We start from the raw sequence: 16,316 nt of genomic DNA, 5'->3' as shown, positions 1-16,316 counted from the left end.
CACATTCCTATGCCGCATCCTCCAGCCCGGCCGTGTCCTTCCTGCGGAACTGGCTGGGCGGCGCGCCGAGCACACGTTTGAAGGCGCGGCTGAAGGAGGCTTCGGAATCGTAACCGAGCTTCTCCGCCGCCACTGTCACGCGCATGCCTTCGCGCAGCCACAGCCGTGCCTGGTGCATCCGCACACGCACCACATAACGGGCCGGGCTTTCACCCACAATGCGCGTGAAACGTTCCGCAAAACTGGAGCGGGATGCGCCCATCAGCGAGGCAAGCTCCTCCACGCTCCAGTCCCTTTCGGGGTTGAGGTGGATGGCGGCCAGCACCCGCCCGAGTTCGGGATTGCGCACGGCGGCCAGCCAGCCGCTGGAATCGCCGCAGCCATATTCCACCCATGTGCGGATCAAGGTTGCCGTAAGCACATCGGCAAGCCTTGCCAGAATGCCGCCCGCACCGACGCGGTTCAGTTCCACCTCGCGCGTCATGGCTTCAAGCAGATGGGGGATGGCCGGGTCACTTTTAGCCAGATCGCTGGTCAGCATCACATCCGGCATCAGCTGCAGCAGCGGGTGCAGATTGTCCATGTTGAACCGCATGGAAGCGGTAAAGGCCACGGTATCGCCGCCGGCGCTCGCGCATTGCAAGTCGAAAACGCCCTGGCACACTTCCCTCTTGCCGAAACGGTCGAAGGGGGAAGGCGTCACATTTTCGCCGCTGCCCAGCACATGGGCGTGGCCACGGGGCAGAAGCACGGCGTCGCCGCAGGTCAGCGTCAGCCATTCCCCGGAAGGTTTCTGCAATTTCGCCTGACCGACGCCGATGAAATGAAACCGCGCGGCTTCCTGTTCGGGAAAGGCCGTCGCCCAAGGGGTGGCCATGCGGCACCGGCCGTATTCGACACCATCGAGCCTCAGGCCACGCAACATTTCGGTCAGGGCATCATTCATGGCGCTCTCGCAAATTCGGATGTTTGGTTAAGGAATATGGATTTTCTAGCATGGAAACGCCGAGATGTCACGATAGCTTATGTGCATCGATTTGCGGTTGTTGAACCGGACTCCCACCGGTTTCACCATTTCGCCTTTCCGTTTCAGGACGCATTCCGGGAATGCGCATCAGGAGATTTTCATGAACAACCGGACCATAAACGAGCTTGAATATGTGCCGCGCAAGACAGAGCCGGATGCGAAATGGGCGGCCGTGGTTTCGCTTTCGCTCGGCGTTTTCGGGCTGGTGACGGCGGAATTCCTGCCGGTCAGCCTTCTTACGCCGCTTTCGGCCGATCTCGCTGTCAGCTCCGGCATCGCCGGTCAATCCATCACCGTTACGGCGCTGGTCGCGGCGGTCGCCGGCCCCGGCGTCGTCATCGGCACACGCAGCACCGACCGCCGCTGGACATTGCTTGGGCTAACCACGCTGCTGATCATTTCCAGCACGCTGGCCGCCTTCGCCAACGGTCTTTTCATGCTGTTCGCCTCGCGCGTCCTGCTCGGCATCGGCCTTGGCGGCTTCTGGGCCATGTCGGCGGCGCTGGCGCTGAGGCTCGTGCCGCTTGAGAAGATGCCGCGCGCCATGGCCATTATCCTGACAGGGGTTTCGGTCGCTACCGTCTGTGCAGCGCCGGTGGGCGCATGGATCGGCGCGACGCTTGGCTGGCGCTCGGCCTTTGTGGTTGCGGGCGCGCTGGGTGTCATCGCACTTCTCGTGCAATTGCTCACCGTTCCGTCGCTGCCGCCGGCTGGCGCACCCGGTCTTTCCACCATGTTCCGCCTGTTGCAGCGGCCGCAGGTTCGGATCGGCCTTCTGACGACGCTGTTCATCGTTGCGGGTCATTTTGCCGGTTTCACCTATGTCCGTCCGTTCCTGGAAGATGTGACGCTTCTTGGCGTCGAGGCGATTTCGCTCGTCCTTCTGGTTTATGGTGTCGGCGGCTTTTTCGGCAATCTCTTCGGTGGTTTCCTTTCCGAGAAAAATACGGCATGGGCCGTGACATTTGCGGCGACTCTCATCGCGGCATCGGCCTCCGTTCTGGTCATTGCGGGTGCGTCGCCCCTGATTGCCGGCCTTGCCATCGCCTCCTGGGGCTTCGCATTCGGTGCGCTTCCGGTCAGTGTGCAGAGCTTCATCACGCGGGCCGCTTCCGATGAAGCGGAAAGCGCCGGTGCGCTGCTGCTCACCACGTTCCAGATCGCCATTTCCAGCGGTGCGGTTCTGGGCGGCCTGCTGATCGATCTTCAGGGGGCGACGATGGTCTTCGTCTTCGTGGCGATTGCCGCCCTTCTCGGCGCATCGCTGATGGCGTCGCGCCGTGGCGTGGTGCCGCAGGTCGAGGCATCGCAGGGGTAATTGGTTGGAGAAAACGGACCCGCATTCCTGCGGGTCCTACTCCTCCTCAAACCGTCTTGATCGCATTCTGCGTCCGATCTTTACCGACCTCGATCACGTGGCGCATGGCTTTCACCGCCGCATCCGCGTCACGCGCCGCAATCGCATGCACGATGCGCAGATGATTGGACGCGATTTCGGCGATGGTGCCAGGCGAAGCGGCCGGCGACGAGAGCTGGAAGGAAATGGCAAGTGCTGCTTCGATCAGCCCGCTTGCCGAGCGCATGAAGGGGTTGCCGGACATATGCGCCACGGCGAGGTGGAATTCGAGATCGACCTTGGCGATGCTTTCCGGCGTATGTTTCGGATTGTCGAATTTGGCGGCGATGACGTAAAGCGAAACGATATCGTCATTGGAGGCCTGCAGGGCCGCTGCTGCTGCCGCTGCCGGCTCCAGCGCCAGACGGATCTCCGCCAGATGCGTGACGAATTCCTGGTCTATGCCGGCCTCGCAGCGCCAGCCCAGTACATCCGGATCGAAGAAGTTCCAGCTTGAGCGGTCGAGAACGCGGGTGCCCACTTTCGCCTTGGGCTCCACCAGCCGCTTGGCCGCCAGCGTCTTCATGGTTTCGCGCAGCACGGTGCGCGAGACGCCGAAGCGCATGGACAGTTCCGCGTCATTGGGCAACAGGGAGCCTTCCGCAATTCTGCCCGAGACGATGGCGCTGCCGAGTTCGGAGACCACATGGGCGTGGCTGTTCCGGCGTTTTCGCCCGCTTATCGTCGTTTCGAGCAGCCCCAAGCAAGCCTCCCTTGGTGGTTATGCCGGGTGTGGCCCGGCCAGTCTCCTGTTTGAATACCAGATGATTGCGCGCTGCAACACGATGAAGACGAAAAGCAGCACACCGATGACGATTTTCGTCCACCAGGAGGAAAGCGTCCCGTCAAAAACGATGTAGGTCTGGATCAAGCCCTGGATCAGCAGGCCGATGAAAGTGCCCGCTACCAGCCCCGTGCCGCCGGTCAGAAGCGTGCCGCCGATCACGACCGCGGCGATGGCGTCGAGTTCAACGCCCACCGTCGCCAGCGAATAGCCCGACGAGGTGTAGAGCGTATAGACGATGCCGGCGAGGCCGGAGAGAAAGCCGGACAGCGCATAGATGCCAATGGTCGTTGCGCCGATCGGCACGCCCATCAGCTCCGCCGATTGCGGATTGCCGCCGAGCGCATAGATATTGGCGCCGAAGCGGGTGCGGCTGGCGATCAGCATGCCGGCGGCAAAGACGAGAAGCATTAGCATGGCGAGCGCCGTCAGCCTGCCGCCGCCCGGGAAGCGGTAATAAAAGCCCTGTATCGCATCGATGAACGGATGCGAGATCGGCACTGACTGGGTGGAGATAAGGTAAGCCGCGCCGCGCGCCAAAAACATGCCGGCCAGCGTCACCACGAAGGGCGGGATGGACAGGAAACGGATCATCGCCCCCATCAGGCAGCCGAACAATGTCGAGACCACCAGCACGATGGCGAAGGCCAGCAGCGGATGGATATTATAGGTGCCGACCATGACGGCGACGAAGACGCTGGTAAAGGCGATGACCGAACCGATGGAAAGATCGATGCCGCCCGACAGGATGACGAAGGTCATGCCGACGGCCGCGATGCCGAGGAAGGCATTGTCGGTCAGAAGGTTGCCGATCACCCGCGTGGAAAAGATCGCCGGATATTGCAGCACGCAGAGGAGATAGGCGATGACGAAGATCGTCAGGGTGGTGAGGAAGGGCAGGTTGCGGCTGTGGATCATCGCGCGGTTCCTTCCTTGGTCATGCCATTGGTGGCCGCCGGTTTAGCGTGTGGCTTGGGCGCTTTCACGAAGCCAAGCACCGTCATGATTGCCGGCGATTGTAGCGTCAGCACCACCATGATGATGCCGGCCTTGATGATGAGGTTGAATTCCGGCGGAAAGCCCGAAACGAGAATGCCGGTATTGATGGTTTGGATGATCAGCGCGCCGATCAGCGAGGCGGTGATGGAGAAGCGCCCGCCATTCAGCGACGTGCCGCCGATGACCACCGCAAGGATCGCGTCCAGTTCGAGCCATAGCCCGGCATTATTGGCATCCGCGCCGCGAATATCGGCGGTGACGATCATGCCAGCGATGGCCGCGCAGAGGCCGGAAACCGCATAGACGAAAAACAGCAGGAAGCGGGCTCGCACCCCGGCAAGCGCTGCGGCGCGGCGATTGATGCCGGTCGCCTCGATCAGGAAACCGAGCGCGCTCTTGCGCACCAGAAGGCCGATCAACAGGGCCGCTGCAACCCAGATGATGACCGGCAGCGGAATGCCTGCGAACGAGCCGGAACCGATGGCGGAAAAGCTGTCATTGTTGAAGGTTAGAATGACGCCTTCGGTAATAAGCTGGGCGATGCCGCGCCCTGCCACCATCAGGATCAGCGTGGCGATGATCGGCTGTATGTCGAGAAAGGCGACCAGCACGCCGTTCCACAACCCGCAGGCAATGCCCACCGCAAGCGAGATGACGATGACCGAGGGAATGGAATGGCCATTACTGATGAGCGTGGCCGCGACCGCGCCGCAGATGGCGATGACGGCGCCGATGGAAAGGTCGATGCCCTTGGTGGCGATGACCAGCGTCATGCCGATGGTCAAAAGCGCGACCGGTGCGGCACGCACGAGAATATCCACCAGACTGCCATAGAGCCTGCCGTTCTGGAACGAGACATGCAGGAAACCCGGCGAAAGGATTGTTATCGCTGCCAGAATGATGAAGAACGCGGCAAGCTGGGGAGCAAGCCTTTTCAGGCGTCGTGTCACTGCTGCCATCATGCCGCCTCCGTTTTTGCCGCATCGGCAATCGCCCGCATGATGTTGTCGGCGGTCACTTCGCCGCCCTTCAATTCGCTGACATGGCGGCGGTCAGAGAGCACGACCACACGATGGGCGACGGCGGTAAGCTCTTCCAGCTCGGAGGAGATGACGACGAGCGACATGCCCTCGCTGCAGAGTTTTTCTATCATTTTCAGGATTTCCGCATGCGCGCCGATATCGATGCCGCGTGTCGGCTCGTCGAGGATCAGAAGCCGGGGATGGGTGGCGAGCCAGCGCGCCAGAATGGCCTTCTGCTGGTTGCCGCCGGACAGGAATTTGATCGGCCGCTCGGGGTCGGCCGGGCGGATATCGAGCGACTTGATAAAGCTTTCGGCCAGTTCCGCCTTCTGTCGGCGCGAGAGCGGCCGTGCCCAGCCCTGCCGCGCCTGAAGCGCCAGCGCGATATTATCGGTGACGGAAAAGTCGCCAATGATGCCATCGGTCTTGCGCTCTTCCGGACAGAAACCGAAACCGGCGGTAATGGCGGCTTCCGGCGAAGAAATCGCCACCGTCTGACCGTCGATGACAGCCTTTCCGGTATCCGGCCGGTCGATGCCGAACAGCAGGAAGGCTGTTTCCGTCCGGCCGGAACCCAGCAGCCCGGCGACACCGACGATTTCGCCGGGGCGGATGCCGAGATCGAAGGGGGCGATGCTGCCGCGTTTGCCGTAACCTTCGAAACGGATCGGCGGCTCGCCCTCGGCAACCGTATCTTCGGTCGCCTGATGTTCATGGGTGATGTGCTGAAGCTCGCGGCCGAGCATCATCGAGATCAGTTCGGAACGGGGCAGGCTGCCGATATCGCGGGTGCCGACGAGGCGGCCGTTGCGCAGCACCGTCACTCGGTCGGCGATGTCATAGACCTGATTGAGGAAGTGGGTGATGATGACGATGCCGATGCCGCGTGCGCGCAGGTCTCTCAAGACGCCGAACAGCATCTCGACTTCATGGGCATCAAGGCTGGCAGTCGGCTCGTCCAGCACCAGCACCTTGCCGGAAAGATCCACAGCGCGGGCAATGGCGATGATCTGGCGGATGGCCACCGAATAGCTGGAAAGCAGCGCGTTGACGTCGATGGACAACCCGTACTGGGCAAGCAGCGCCTGCGAATTCTTCTGCATCGTGCTGCGGTCGATCAGCCCGAAGCGGCGCGGCTGGCGGCCGAGAAACAGGTTTTCGGCAACCGTCAGGTTTTCGAGAAGGTTCACTTCCTGATAGACAGTGCCGATGCCCAGCGCCTGCGCCTCGCCGACATTGGCGGGCGAAATCTCTGCACCCTCCAGAAAGATCGAACCGCTGTCGCGGTGATAAACCCCGGTCAGGATTTTGATGAGCGTCGATTTACCCGCGCCGTTTTCGCCGAGCAGGGCATGGATTTCACCATGTCCAAGCGAAAAATCGACGCCATCGAGCGCCGTGATCCCCAAAAAGGATTTGCCGATGGCGCGTGCTTCCAGAAGTGGTGCCGTTTCGGACATTGAGCAGGTTCCGCATGAAGAATGCCATGATGGAGCGGCACGAACGACGCGCCGCTCCTTCCGAAGAATGGGTTGTCAGTAACCCAGACCCTTCTTCGCCTCGTAGACCTTCATCGGGTCATCGGACGCCGTGTAGAGCTTGGATTCAGTCTGAATCCACTTCGGGGGGGCCTTCTTGTCCTTCAGATAGGCTTCGAGCGCGTCGAAGGCGGGGCCGGCCATATCAGGCGTCAGTTCGACGGTGGCGTTGGCTTCGCCGGCCGCCATGGCCTTGAAGATATCAGGCACGGCATCGATGGAAACGACCTTGATGTCGGTTCCGGGCTTCAGGCCGGCTTCCTTGATCGCCTGGATCGCGCCGACGGCCATGTCGTCATTATGAGCGTAGACCGCACAGATATCCTTGCCGCCGCCTTCGGCCTTGATGAAGCTTTCCATCACTTCCTTGCCCTTGGTGCGGGTGAAGTCACCCGTCTGCGAGCGCGCGATCTTGATGTTCTTGTGCGAGGCAATCGCCTCTTCGAAGCCCTTCTTGCGGTTGATGGCGGGCGAAGAGCCGGTCGTGCCCTGCAATTCAACGACCTTGCAGTCCTTGGAACCGACATCCTTGACCAGCCAGTCGCCGGCAACCTTGCCTTCATGAACCTGATCGGAGGTTACGGCGGTGAGGTAAAGATCGTCAGAAGCCTCGATCTGGCGGTCGAGCAGGATGACAGGGATTTTTTCTTCCTTGGCTTCCTTCAGTACGGCGTCCCAGCCGGTTGCGACGACCGGAGCGATCAGGATCGCATCGACGCCCTGCGCGATGAAGCCGCGAACGGCCTTGATCTGATTTTCCTGCTTCTGCTGCGCGTCGGCGAATTTCAGCGTGACGCCGCGCTTCTCCGCCTGCTGCTTGGTGACGGTTGTTTCAGCCGCGCGCCAGCCGGATTCCGAACCGATCTGCGAGAAGCCGACGGTGAGCGATTGTGCGGAAACACTGGATGCAAGGCATGCGGAAACGGCGACAGTGAATGCCGCAAGAGCTTTTCTCATCTTATCCTCCCAGAGATGATGTCAGCGTGACGGCGACACTATGAGCATATAGTAATACTCTTGAAAAGTGGTTTTTTAGCCTTTTCGCAATTTGGCTTTCACGAACTGCGACTAAATTTGTCATAAAATACAATAAATCAATGGTTTGGTTGGAAATAAATTATACTCTTTCCCTGTCTGAACACGCCGAAAATGGCCCGCAATGTGGCTTGACAGTCAATGACGGCATCTAATAGTAATATAAATAAAGATAATCAGACTGAGGCGGAGTGCCGGGCCATCGGGCCAGGCGCATTCCGGCAAGGCAGGGAGGAAGAGGCCGTTGCGCGACACCGGTATCATCGTAAATGCCGAAAAATATTCGGCTAAAGCTGAAGAACAGCTCCAAATCACTCGTCTGGGGCTGCTCTGTCGGTTATGCGTGATCTCCGAAAGCTGATTCCATTTTCCTTGCGCACAACATAAGCTTGTCGCATTTCGTAATATTTTACCGTTGGCCACTTCCGGCTGGAGACCCGCATCATGACTACATCCGACAATCTTCCCGCAACTCAGGGCAAGGGAGGCAAGCTTCGCTCGCGCGCGTGGTTCGACAATCCCGCCAACGCGGATATGACCGCGCTTTATCTCGAGCGTTACATGAACTTCGGTCTCAGCCAGGCCGAGCTTCAGTCCGATCGCCCGATCATCGGCATTGCGCAGACCGGTTCGGACCTTTCGCCCTGCAACCGCCACCATCTGGAACTGGCAAACCGCCTGCGCGAAGGCATCCGTGAAGCGGGCGGCATCGCCATCGAATTCCCGGTGCATCCGATCCAGGAAACCGGCAAGCGCCCGACCGCCGGTCTCGACCGCAACCTTGCCTATCTCGGCCTCGTGGAAGTGCTTTACGGCTATCCGCTCGATGGCGTCGTCCTGACCATCGGCTGCGACAAGACCACGCCTGCCTGTCTTATGGCGGCGGCCACCGTCAATATTCCGGCCATCGCCCTTTCCGTCGGTCCCATGCTGAACGGCTGGTTCCGTGGCGAGCGCACCGGTTCCGGCACCATCGTCTGGAAGGCGCGCGAATTGCTGGCGAAGGGCGAGATCGATTATCAGGGCTTCGTTAAGCTCGTCGCCTCGTCGGCTCCCTCCACCGGTTATTGCAACACCATGGGCACGGCGACGACCATGAACTCGCTTGCCGAGGCGCTCGGTATGCAGCTTCCGGGCTCCGCCGCCATCCCGGCGCCTTACCGCGACCGTCAGGAAGTCTCCTACCTTACCGGCCTGCGCATCGTTGAAATGGTCAAGGAAGACCTGAAGCCTTCCGATATCATGACCAAGGATGCCTTCATCAACGCCATCCGCGTCAACTCGGCCATCGGCGGCTCCACCAATGCGCCGATCCATCTGAACGGCCTCGCACGTCACGTCGGCGTCGAGCTGACGGTGGATGACTGGCAGACCTATGGCGAAGACGTGCCGCTGCTCGTCAACCTGCAGCCGGCCGGTGAATATCTCGGCGAGGATTATTACCATGCCGGTGGCGTTCCCGCCGTCGTCAATCAGCTGATGAACCAGGGACTGATCATGGAAGACGCCATGACGGTCAACGGCAAGACCATCGGCGACAATTGCCGTGGTGCGATCATCGAAGACGAAAAGGTCATCCGCCCCTATGAGCAGCCGCTCAAGGAGCGCGCCGGCTTCCGCGTTCTGCGCGGCAACCTGTTCTCCTCCGCTATCATGAAGACCAGCGTGATTTCGGAAGAGTTCCGCAACCGTTACCTCTCCAACCCGAACGATCCGGAAGCCTTTGAAGGGCGCGCCGTGGTGTTCGACGGTCCGGAGGACTACCATCACCGCATCGACGATCCGTCGCTGAAGATCGACGCCAACACCATCCTCTTCATGCGCGGCGCAGGCCCCATCGGTTATCCGGGTGCAGCGGAAGTGGTGAACATGCGCGCGCCGGATTATCTCCTGAAGGAAGGCGTCAATTCGCTGCCCTGCATCGGCGATGGCCGCCAGTCTGGCACATCTGGCAGCCCGTCCATCCTCAACGCTTCCCCGGAAGCGGCGGCCGGTGGCGGTCTCGCCATCCTGCAGACGGGCGACCGCGTCCGCATCGACGTGGGCCGCGGCAAGGCGGATATCCTGATTTCCGGCGAGGAACTGGCCAAGCGTTACGAGGCGCTGTCGGCTGAGGGCGGTTACAAGTTCCCCGATCACCAAACACCATGGCAGGAAATCCAGCGCGGTATCGTCAGCCAGATGGAAACCGGCGCGGTTCTGGAACCGGCGGTGAAGTATCAGCGCATCGCTCAGACCAAGGGCCTGCCGCGCGACAACCACTAAGGTCAGGCGGTTTTTGCCGACCGCTTTTTAGTCGGCCCCGGGGTAAAACCCGGGGCCGAAACATTTTGAATACCGTGCTTCGCAACCGCGTGAACCGTGCGGGCGGCCGAAGAGCGCGATAGCATCATTGCTTACCTGCCTACTTCCCCGATGGGGCTGCCGGCTTTCCCAGATATGGCAGGAAGAACATGTAAAGCCCGCTGAAAACAAGCAAAGTCAGCGGCACCAGCGGAGCATAAACGATCGCCGGCGGCGTCGGGCCGAAGGCCATCGAAGCGAAGTTCGCCAGAATGGTGACGGTCAGCAGAATGCCCAGCCACCGATGGCCCTGCCTTATCCAGTTTCGCAAGATCAAAGTTGCCCCCAAGAAAAAACATCCATGATGGAATGTGACACATCGGCGCTTCAGCGGGCCTGAACGAGCTTCCAGCCATTGCCGGAAGGATCGCGGAAGCTCGCATCCACCGAGCCGTAGCGGGCAATCGGTTCCTGGGTGAATTCGACGCCGCGTTTGTGCATGGCGTCAAAGGCTTTCTGGCAATCCTCGACCACCAGAACCAGCGGTGGCATGGCTCCTTTGGCCACGGCTTCATTCAGATCCTGCGCCGTCGCCTCGTCAACGGTCGGGGCCTGCGGCCGAAACAGGCCGAGCTGGAAATCCGGCTGGTCCGGATGCTGCACGGTCAACCAGCGATAATCGCCGTTGCGTGCGTCCGTATGCAGACGAAATCCGACTTTTTCGACATAAAATTGCAGCGCTTCGTCCTGGTCATGAACATACAGCCCGACGAGTTGAACACCATTTTTCATGAGCTATCTCCCTTTCACTCACCGTGCCTACCGCTTTCCGTTCGCCGGCGCTTCTCCGAAACTGCGATTGTGAGATGGGGGCGATGCGCGGCGCTGACGAAGCAATGGGGAACCTGCTCAAGATCGGCAGGCAAAAGCCGCATCCTGCGCCGCAATTCACTCGGGTTTTCCCCCGTCACGTCGCGGAAAACACGGCCGAACGTGCCGATGCTGTTCCAGCCGGTTTGCAGTGCGATCTCGATGACCGGAAGATCCGTGTCACGCAACAACGCCACGGCGCGCTCCACCCGGCGGGTCAGCAGATAGCGGTGAGGGGGTATGCCGAAAGCATCGCGAAACGATCTCGCGAAGTGCGCCTGCGAGGCGCCGCTGACGCTTGCAAGGCGTGAAACAGGCCACGCCTCATGGGGTGCCGCGTCCATATGATCCTTGGCCCGCAGAAGGCGGCGCAGCAGTTTCAAGTCTCTGTTTGCAGAGTTCTTTTCATTTCCGGACCGGCGCATGCGGCAATCATTGAAGGAACCGGCGGTCCTTGGCAAGGTTCATGCCTGCAAGCCGCTGTGAGTGGTTCAGATCACCGGGTAAAGCGACCAGAAGAACAGTTCATATTCCTGATCGCGCTCATCATCGTGCGACTCGTCGTCGGGTCTGCGCGGCATTTTGTCCTGAAACTCAGTCTCCACCCGCTCATTGACGACGGGCATCCTTCGGCCGATGCCAAAGAGGTCAAAGGAGAGCATGTTGAACCCTGCTACCATGGCCATTTCCCTTCTTCACGCGAGTTAACGTAGCGTTAAGTTTCGCGCGTTGCCATGATTTCGTCAAGATTGGCCGAGGAATTTGTCTACCATTTTTAACAACAATGTCGTGACTGACATTCCAACGCTGCCGGATTTGGCGAAATGAACGTTTATCGGCGCGGTCAAACGTCGTCAGAATAGGCTTTTTCAGTCGCTTCCATTGCGGAATCGGTATCTGCGGCATGGCCGAGGCTTTTCAGGGCGCTGGAGAAGGCCGCGATATTGGCTTTCACCGCCTCCGGATGCGCCCGCCGACCGGTGTGATTGAGCCTTATCAGCCGTTCCGCGCCGGGGCCGACACCGGCGGAAATATCTGCGCCCTGCTTTTGGGATGCAGCAGCGAGGAATGCCTTGGCTTCCAGGGTATCCGGCAGGATCGCCGCGGAAACGAGGGCGGAGGCGTGCGCCTCTTCCACCCATGTCGGGATACCGAGCGCCCTGATGCCGTTCCGGGTGGCCGACGCCGCTCTTTCATGACGTTCATTGGCGGATGCCAGACCTTCCGCCTCTATCCGGTCGAGGGCGGCCTCCAGCGCGTAGAATTCCAGCGGAGCAGGCGTTCCGGGCAGCGCGCCGCGGCCGGCATCGAGCCAGAGTTTCTTCTGGTCCAGAAGCGAGAGCATGGAGTTTTCCGGCGCCTCACCATGAGAAAGAAGCTCCCACGCTTTTTCGCTGACGGAAATGGCGGAAACCCCCGCCGGGCCGGACAGCGCCTTTTGCGGGCCGATGACGGCGATATCGATACCCAGCCGGTCGACCTCGAAGGCATGGCCGCCGATGGAGGCGACGGCATCAACGAGCGTGACGATACCCCTTTGCCGAGCGAGCGCGGCAATGGCGGGCAGGGGGTTGAGAATGCCGCTTGCCGATTCCGCATGGACGATGGCGAGAAGATCGAAGCCCGGCCCCTCGTTCAGCGCCCGCTCCACCTCCTCCAGCGTGACCGGCTTCGCCGGGCTGGCGGCCAGGTTGCGCACCGTCGCACCGCCTCTATTGAGCCAGCCGCCGAACCATGCGCCATAGGGGCTGGTGACGATGTTGAGCGCTCTAAGACCCGGTCGGGCAAGGCTCATCGCCGCCGCTTCGAGTGCCAGTACGGCTTCCGCCTGTATGAGAAGGACGTCGTTCCCCGTGCCCATCAACGCTGCCAGCCGGTCAGCCAGGGTGGCGTAACGCTCCGCGGGAAAAGCGGGCGGGTCGAGCAGCAATGCATAATCCGGAACGGGCATGTCTTTTCCTTACGGGGCAATGGTCAGGCGCGGTGCGGCGTCGATCAGGGTTCTGGCGGTCGAGGATTGCGGCGCCGAGACGATATTTCTCGTCCTGCCGATTTCAACGATCCGCCCCGCTTCCATGATGGCGACGCGGTGGCAGACGGCCCGGATGACTGCGAGATCATGGGAAACGAAAATACAGGAAACGGCCGTCTCCCGCTGTATTTCCACCAGCAGTTCGAGGATTTGCCGGCGAACCGAAACATCGAGCGCGGAGACAGCTTCGTCCAGAATGAGAAGCGACGGTTTGAGTGCAATGGCCCGTGCAATCGCGACACGCTGCCTTTGGCCGCCGGAAAGCTCGAAGACCGAACGGCCGGCATAGCTGGCGGGCAGGCCCACGCGCTCGAGAAGGCGGCGTATTTCCGCCGCACGCTCGCGTTTTTTGACCATGCGATGAATGCGCAAGGGTTCACCGATGGCATCCTCGACGCTGGCGCGCGGATTGAGGGCGCCATGCGTGTCCTGAAACACCATCTGCATATGCTGGCGGGCGGCGCGAAGCTGCCCGCTGCCCAGCGCCAGCCAGTCGCGGCCTTTGAAATGGATCGTGCCTTCATCGGCCGGGATCAGCCGCATCAGAATGCGCGCCAGCGTCGATTTCCCGCAGCCGGAGGGACCGGCAAGCCCCAGCGTCTCGCCGGGCTGAAGCGAAAAGGAGATGTCGGAAAGCGCCGCCACCGTTCTTGCGCCGGTGCGATAGGTTTTCGACAGTCCGTCGACGTTCAGAAGGGCTTCGTTCATGACGCGGCCTCGCTGATGAGCGGTGGCGTGGAAAGATCGAGATAATCGGCAAGCAGCGCACGCGTATAGTCATGGCTGGGTGCGGAAAGCACCCGCCGCGTCGGGCCGTGTTCCACCAGCAGCCCCGCGCGCAGAACCGCGATCTCGTCGGCAAGGCTGGAAGCAAGGCCGATATCATGGGTGATGAAGACCAGCGTTTTGTTTTCCTGCCGCACCAGATCGTCCAGCAACGTGGTGATGGCGGCCTGACTGACCGTATCGAGCGCGCTCGTGGCCTCGTCGGCAATCAGGATCGAAGGACTGGCGGCAATGGCGGCGGCGATCGCCACGCGCTGCCTCTGGCCGCCGGAAAGCTGGTGCGAATAGGCGGCAAGCAGATGGGAAGGATGCGGCAGCCGCGCCCGGTCCAGAAGGTCGCGGGCAAGATCGCGGGCTTGCCTCCATGACAGGCCGAGATGCCGCACGGCGCCTTCCGCCACCTGTTCGCCGATGGTGAGAACCGGGTTGAGTGTCGCGCCGGTATCCTGAAAGATCGTGCCGATGTCGCGTCCGGGCTGTGGCCTGCCGCGAAACGGGCCGCTATCGCGGCTCCAGGAAATATCGCCGGAAACCCGCGCATTGCTGGGAAGAAGCCCGGCAATGGCTCTACCAAGCGTGGATTTTCCCGAACCGCTTTCGCCGATGATCGCCAGCCTTTGCCCCTGCCGGATCGTCAGCGAAACATTCTGCAAGGCCGGTGCATCGCCTGCCGCATAAAAAGCGCTGAGATCGTCGATCCGGCACAGCGCATTTCCGCTCATGGCGCTTTCCTCCTCGTCGCCATCGCCCTGTTGATTCCTTCGCCGAGAAGGTAGACGCCGAGAACGGTGATCAGAAGGCCGATGCCGGGGATGACGGACAAAAACGCGGCCGAGCGCAGGACGTTGCGTCCTTCGGCGATCATGGAACCCCAGGTAACGATATTGGGGTCGCCAAGCCCGAGGAAGGACAGCGCAGCCTCGGTGAGGATGGCTGCCGCGACGATGATGGCGGCCAGCGCCAGAACTGGCGGCAGGGCATTCGGTAAAATCTGCCGGAAGGCGATTTCCAGCGGGTGCATGCCGATGGCGCGGGCGGATTGAACATAATCGCGCTCGCGTATGCTCAACACCTGCGCCCGCATCAGCCGCGCCGGATCCGCCCATGCGCCGAGCGCAATGGCAAGAATGACGATGGGCATGGAGGGGCCGATGGTGCTGACGAAGGCGAGCGCGAGCAGGAAATTCGGCACGATCTGGAAGGCGTCGGTGACGCGCATCAATGCTTCATCCACGAGGCCGCCGGCAAATCCGGCAATGGTGCCGATGACGGTGCCGATAACCAATGCGGCGGCGGCAGCACCCATGCCGACGAGCAGGGAGGCCTGCGCGCCATGGGCAAGTTCGGCCAGCACGTTGCGGCCCAGCCGGTCGGTGCCCAGGGGCAGGGTGGCATCCGTAAAGGGTGCGATCAGCGGCTCGCCGACGATGGCCAGCGGGTCGCCCGGAAAGAAGAGGGGGGCGGCAAGCGCCGTCATGGCAAGCGCCACCAGAATGATGGTGCCCGTGGCGCCTTCGAAACTGCGCAGCAGCCGGAGAGCGAAACTCATGCCTGTCGCTCCCCGCTGCCGATGCGCGGATCGAGAACGGCATAGACAATATCGACGGCGAGATTGACGAGAATGACGAAGACGGCGCTTGTCAGAATAATGCCCATCAAAAGCGGCGTGTCGCGGCCGCTGACCGCCTCCTGCGCCAGCCGGCCGAAACCGGGAATGGCGAAGACGCTTTCGATCACCACGCTGCCGCCCAGCATGGTTGCGGCCTGCAGGCCCAGCACGGTAACAAGCGGAAGAGCGGCGTTGCGCGCGACATGGCGCAGCACGATCCGCCGTTTGGAAAGCCCCTTGGATTGCGCAAAAAGCACGAAATCCAGCGGCCAGACCGCCGCCATGGCAGTGCGCATGACGCGCAGGAAAAGCGCGAGATAAACGAGGCCGAGGCTGGCGACCGGCAGCACGAGATGGCGGGCAATATCGAGCGCCCTTGCAAATCCCTGCTTGCCCGAGGCGATGGTTTCGATGCCTGAGGTGGGCAGCCATTTGAGTTGAACGGCAAAGACGATGGCCAGCACGAGGCCGAGCCAGAAGCCGGGCGTGGCGTAAAGCGCCAGCGAAAGCGTTGAAAGCACGCGATCCGTCAGCCCCCCGGGACGCGCGCCGGCCACGATGCCAAGCCCGGTGCCGAGGATGAAGGCGAATGTGGTGGCGCTGCCCATCAGGAGAAGCGTGTTCGGCAATCGCTCGAGGATCAGCCCCAGCACCGGCCGGTCGAAGGCAAGCGACCAGCCGAGATCGAGCCGCAGCACCGAGCTGGCATAGAGCCAGAAACGGGCAAATACCGAACCGCTCAGGCCGTATTGTTCGCGCAACACATCCCTGAGCCCGGCATCGCCGCCGCCAATGGAGACGAGATAGGCGTCCACCGCGTCTCCGGATGCATTTTCAAGCAGTACGAAAGTGAAGATGAGAACGATCAGCAGCACCGGAATGGCGCTGACTGCCCTTCGCTTCAGCAATGTTACCGCACGCTTCACGATGCGTCC

General features: G+C 61.4%; 17 protein-coding genes. 2 read left to right on the top strand and 15 right to left on the bottom strand.

All coding sequences use genetic code 11. The features are described 5' to 3' along the window. Positions 1-7: 7 nt before the first annotated feature. A complete protein-coding gene (locus ACQZ5K_RS04470) occupies positions 8-946 on the bottom strand; it encodes an AraC family transcriptional regulator (RefSeq protein WP_137004634.1) in 939 nt (312 codons plus the stop codon). Between the two features lie 181 nt (positions 947-1,127). Between ACQZ5K_RS04470 and ACQZ5K_RS04465 the strand changes: the two genes are divergently transcribed. Continuing rightward, entirely contained in the window at positions 1,128-2,345 is a 1,218-nt protein-coding gene (locus ACQZ5K_RS04465) for an MFS transporter (RefSeq protein WP_137004633.1), read from the top strand. Positions 2,346-2,391: 46 nt separating this feature from the next. On the opposite strand, the gene ACQZ5K_RS04460 is transcribed toward ACQZ5K_RS04465, so the two are convergent. The 5 genes from ACQZ5K_RS04460 to ytfQ form a co-directional block, all read right to left on the bottom strand. Beyond that, entirely contained in the window at positions 2,392-3,126 is a 735-nt protein-coding gene (locus tag ACQZ5K_RS04460) for a FadR/GntR family transcriptional regulator (RefSeq protein ID WP_127758065.1), read from the bottom strand. An 18-nt stretch (positions 3,127-3,144) separates the two neighbouring features. After that, complete coding sequence (yjfF, locus tag ACQZ5K_RS04455; RefSeq protein WP_080842777.1) at positions 3,145-4,125, bottom strand: galactofuranose ABC transporter, permease protein YjfF; 981 nt, start codon at positions 4,123-4,125, stop codon at positions 3,145-3,147. Beyond that, complete coding sequence (locus ACQZ5K_RS04450; RefSeq protein WP_175422233.1) at positions 4,122-5,165, bottom strand: ABC transporter permease; 1,044 nt, start codon at positions 5,163-5,165, stop codon at positions 4,122-4,124. Before ACQZ5K_RS04450 ends, yjfF begins: the two co-directional genes overlap by 4 nt. Next, entirely contained in the window at positions 5,165-6,688 is a 1,524-nt protein-coding gene (locus ACQZ5K_RS04445; RefSeq protein ID WP_137004631.1) for a sugar ABC transporter ATP-binding protein, read from the bottom strand. Before ACQZ5K_RS04445 ends, ACQZ5K_RS04450 begins: the two co-directional genes overlap by 1 nt. A 75-nt stretch (positions 6,689-6,763) precedes the next feature. Beyond that, positions 6,764-7,723, bottom strand: coding sequence for a galactofuranose ABC transporter, galactofuranose-binding protein YtfQ (ytfQ, locus tag ACQZ5K_RS04440; RefSeq protein ID WP_020809449.1), 960 nt, complete (start codon positions 7,721-7,723; stop codon positions 6,764-6,766). Positions 7,724-8,245: 522 nt separating this feature from the next. Here ytfQ and ACQZ5K_RS04435 point away from each other — a divergent pair. Next, entirely contained in the window at positions 8,246-10,066 is a 1,821-nt protein-coding gene (locus ACQZ5K_RS04435) for an IlvD/Edd family dehydratase (protein WP_137004630.1), read from the top strand. Between the two features lie 139 nt (positions 10,067-10,205). Here the strand turns inward: ACQZ5K_RS04435 and ACQZ5K_RS04430 are convergent, their stop codons facing one another. The 9 genes from ACQZ5K_RS04430 to ACQZ5K_RS04390 form a co-directional block, all read right to left on the bottom strand. Then, the gene (locus ACQZ5K_RS04430) at positions 10,206-10,415 is read right to left on the bottom strand and encodes a hypothetical protein (protein ID WP_233284818.1); all 210 of its coding nucleotides are present in this window, start codon (positions 10,413-10,415) and stop codon (positions 10,206-10,208) included. A gap of 56 nt (positions 10,416-10,471) precedes the next feature. Next, positions 10,472-10,876, bottom strand: a complete 405-nt coding sequence (locus ACQZ5K_RS04425) for a VOC family protein (protein ID WP_003523747.1) — start codon at positions 10,874-10,876, stop codon at positions 10,472-10,474. A gap of 14 nt (positions 10,877-10,890) precedes the next feature. Beyond that, on the bottom strand, positions 10,891-11,379 hold the full coding sequence (locus ACQZ5K_RS04420) for a helix-turn-helix domain-containing protein (protein WP_080820678.1): 489 nt from the start codon (positions 11,377-11,379) through the stop codon (positions 10,891-10,893). A 66-nt stretch (positions 11,380-11,445) separates the two neighbouring features. Next, a complete protein-coding gene (locus ACQZ5K_RS04415; RefSeq protein ID WP_175422117.1) occupies positions 11,446-11,640 on the bottom strand; it encodes a hypothetical protein in 195 nt (64 codons plus the stop codon). A gap of 158 nt (positions 11,641-11,798) precedes the next feature. Further along, positions 11,799-12,905, bottom strand: coding sequence for a pyridoxal-phosphate-dependent aminotransferase family protein (locus ACQZ5K_RS04410; RefSeq protein WP_448739712.1), 1,107 nt, complete (start codon positions 12,903-12,905; stop codon positions 11,799-11,801). Positions 12,906-12,914: 9 nt separating this feature from the next. Next, positions 12,915-13,694 (bottom strand): ABC transporter ATP-binding protein, encoded by a 780-nt coding sequence (locus ACQZ5K_RS04405; RefSeq protein ID WP_137004627.1) that lies wholly within the window; start codon positions 13,692-13,694, stop codon positions 12,915-12,917. Next, complete coding sequence (locus tag ACQZ5K_RS04400; protein ID WP_448739711.1) at positions 13,691-14,494, bottom strand: ABC transporter ATP-binding protein; 804 nt, start codon at positions 14,492-14,494, stop codon at positions 13,691-13,693. Before ACQZ5K_RS04400 ends, ACQZ5K_RS04405 begins: the two co-directional genes overlap by 4 nt. Continuing rightward, complete coding sequence (locus ACQZ5K_RS04395) at positions 14,491-15,321, bottom strand: ABC transporter permease (RefSeq protein WP_137004625.1); 831 nt, start codon at positions 15,319-15,321, stop codon at positions 14,491-14,493. Before ACQZ5K_RS04395 ends, ACQZ5K_RS04400 begins: the two co-directional genes overlap by 4 nt. After that, positions 15,318-16,307, bottom strand: a complete 990-nt coding sequence (locus tag ACQZ5K_RS04390; protein WP_137004624.1) for an ABC transporter permease — start codon at positions 16,305-16,307, stop codon at positions 15,318-15,320. The genes ACQZ5K_RS04395 and ACQZ5K_RS04390 overlap by 4 nt, the downstream gene beginning before the upstream one ends. Between the last annotated feature and the right edge of the window lie 9 nt (positions 16,308-16,316).

It is taken from the genome of Agrobacterium sp. 22-226-1 (assembly GCF_053522345.1).
This window is presented reverse-complemented; position numbering and strand designations above follow the sequence as displayed.

Bases quoted from the DNA above. Each gene is read 5' to 3' on its own strand.
- ACQZ5K_RS04425 (WP_003523747.1), bottom strand. From the start codon at position 10,876: ATGAAAAATGGTGTTCAACTCGTCGGGCTGTATGTTCATGACCAGGAC.
- yjfF (WP_080842777.1), bottom strand. From the start codon at position 4,125: ATGATCCACAGCCGCAACCTGCCCTTCCTCACCACCCTGACGATCTTC.
- ACQZ5K_RS04400 (WP_448739711.1), bottom strand. From the start codon at position 14,494: ATGAGCGGAAATGCGCTGTGCCGGATCGACGATCTCAGCGCTTTTTAT.
- ytfQ (WP_020809449.1), bottom strand. From the start codon at position 7,723: ATGAGAAAAGCTCTTGCGGCATTCACTGTCGCCGTTTCCGCATGCCTT.
- ACQZ5K_RS04405 (WP_137004627.1), bottom strand. From the start codon at position 13,694: ATGAACGAAGCCCTTCTGAACGTCGACGGACTGTCGAAAACCTATCGC.
- ACQZ5K_RS04470 (WP_137004634.1), bottom strand. From the start codon at position 946: ATGAATGATGCCCTGACCGAAATGTTGCGTGGCCTGAGGCTCGATGGT.
- ACQZ5K_RS04465 (WP_137004633.1), top strand. From the start codon at position 1,128: ATGAACAACCGGACCATAAACGAGCTTGAATATGTGCCGCGCAAGACA.
- ACQZ5K_RS04420 (WP_080820678.1), bottom strand. From the start codon at position 11,379: ATGCGCCGGTCCGGAAATGAAAAGAACTCTGCAAACAGAGACTTGAAA.
- ACQZ5K_RS04395 (WP_137004625.1), bottom strand. From the start codon at position 15,321: ATGAGTTTCGCTCTCCGGCTGCTGCGCAGTTTCGAAGGCGCCACGGGC.
- ACQZ5K_RS04435 (WP_137004630.1), top strand. From the start codon at position 8,246: ATGACTACATCCGACAATCTTCCCGCAACTCAGGGCAAGGGAGGCAAG.
- ACQZ5K_RS04415 (WP_175422117.1), bottom strand. From the start codon at position 11,640: ATGGCCATGGTAGCAGGGTTCAACATGCTCTCCTTTGACCTCTTTGGC.
- ACQZ5K_RS04450 (WP_175422233.1), bottom strand. From the start codon at position 5,165: ATGGCAGCAGTGACACGACGCCTGAAAAGGCTTGCTCCCCAGCTTGCC.
- ACQZ5K_RS04410 (WP_448739712.1), bottom strand. From the start codon at position 12,905: ATGCCCGTTCCGGATTATGCATTGCTGCTCGACCCGCCCGCTTTTCCC.
- ACQZ5K_RS04445 (WP_137004631.1), bottom strand. From the start codon at position 6,688: ATGTCCGAAACGGCACCACTTCTGGAAGCACGCGCCATCGGCAAATCC.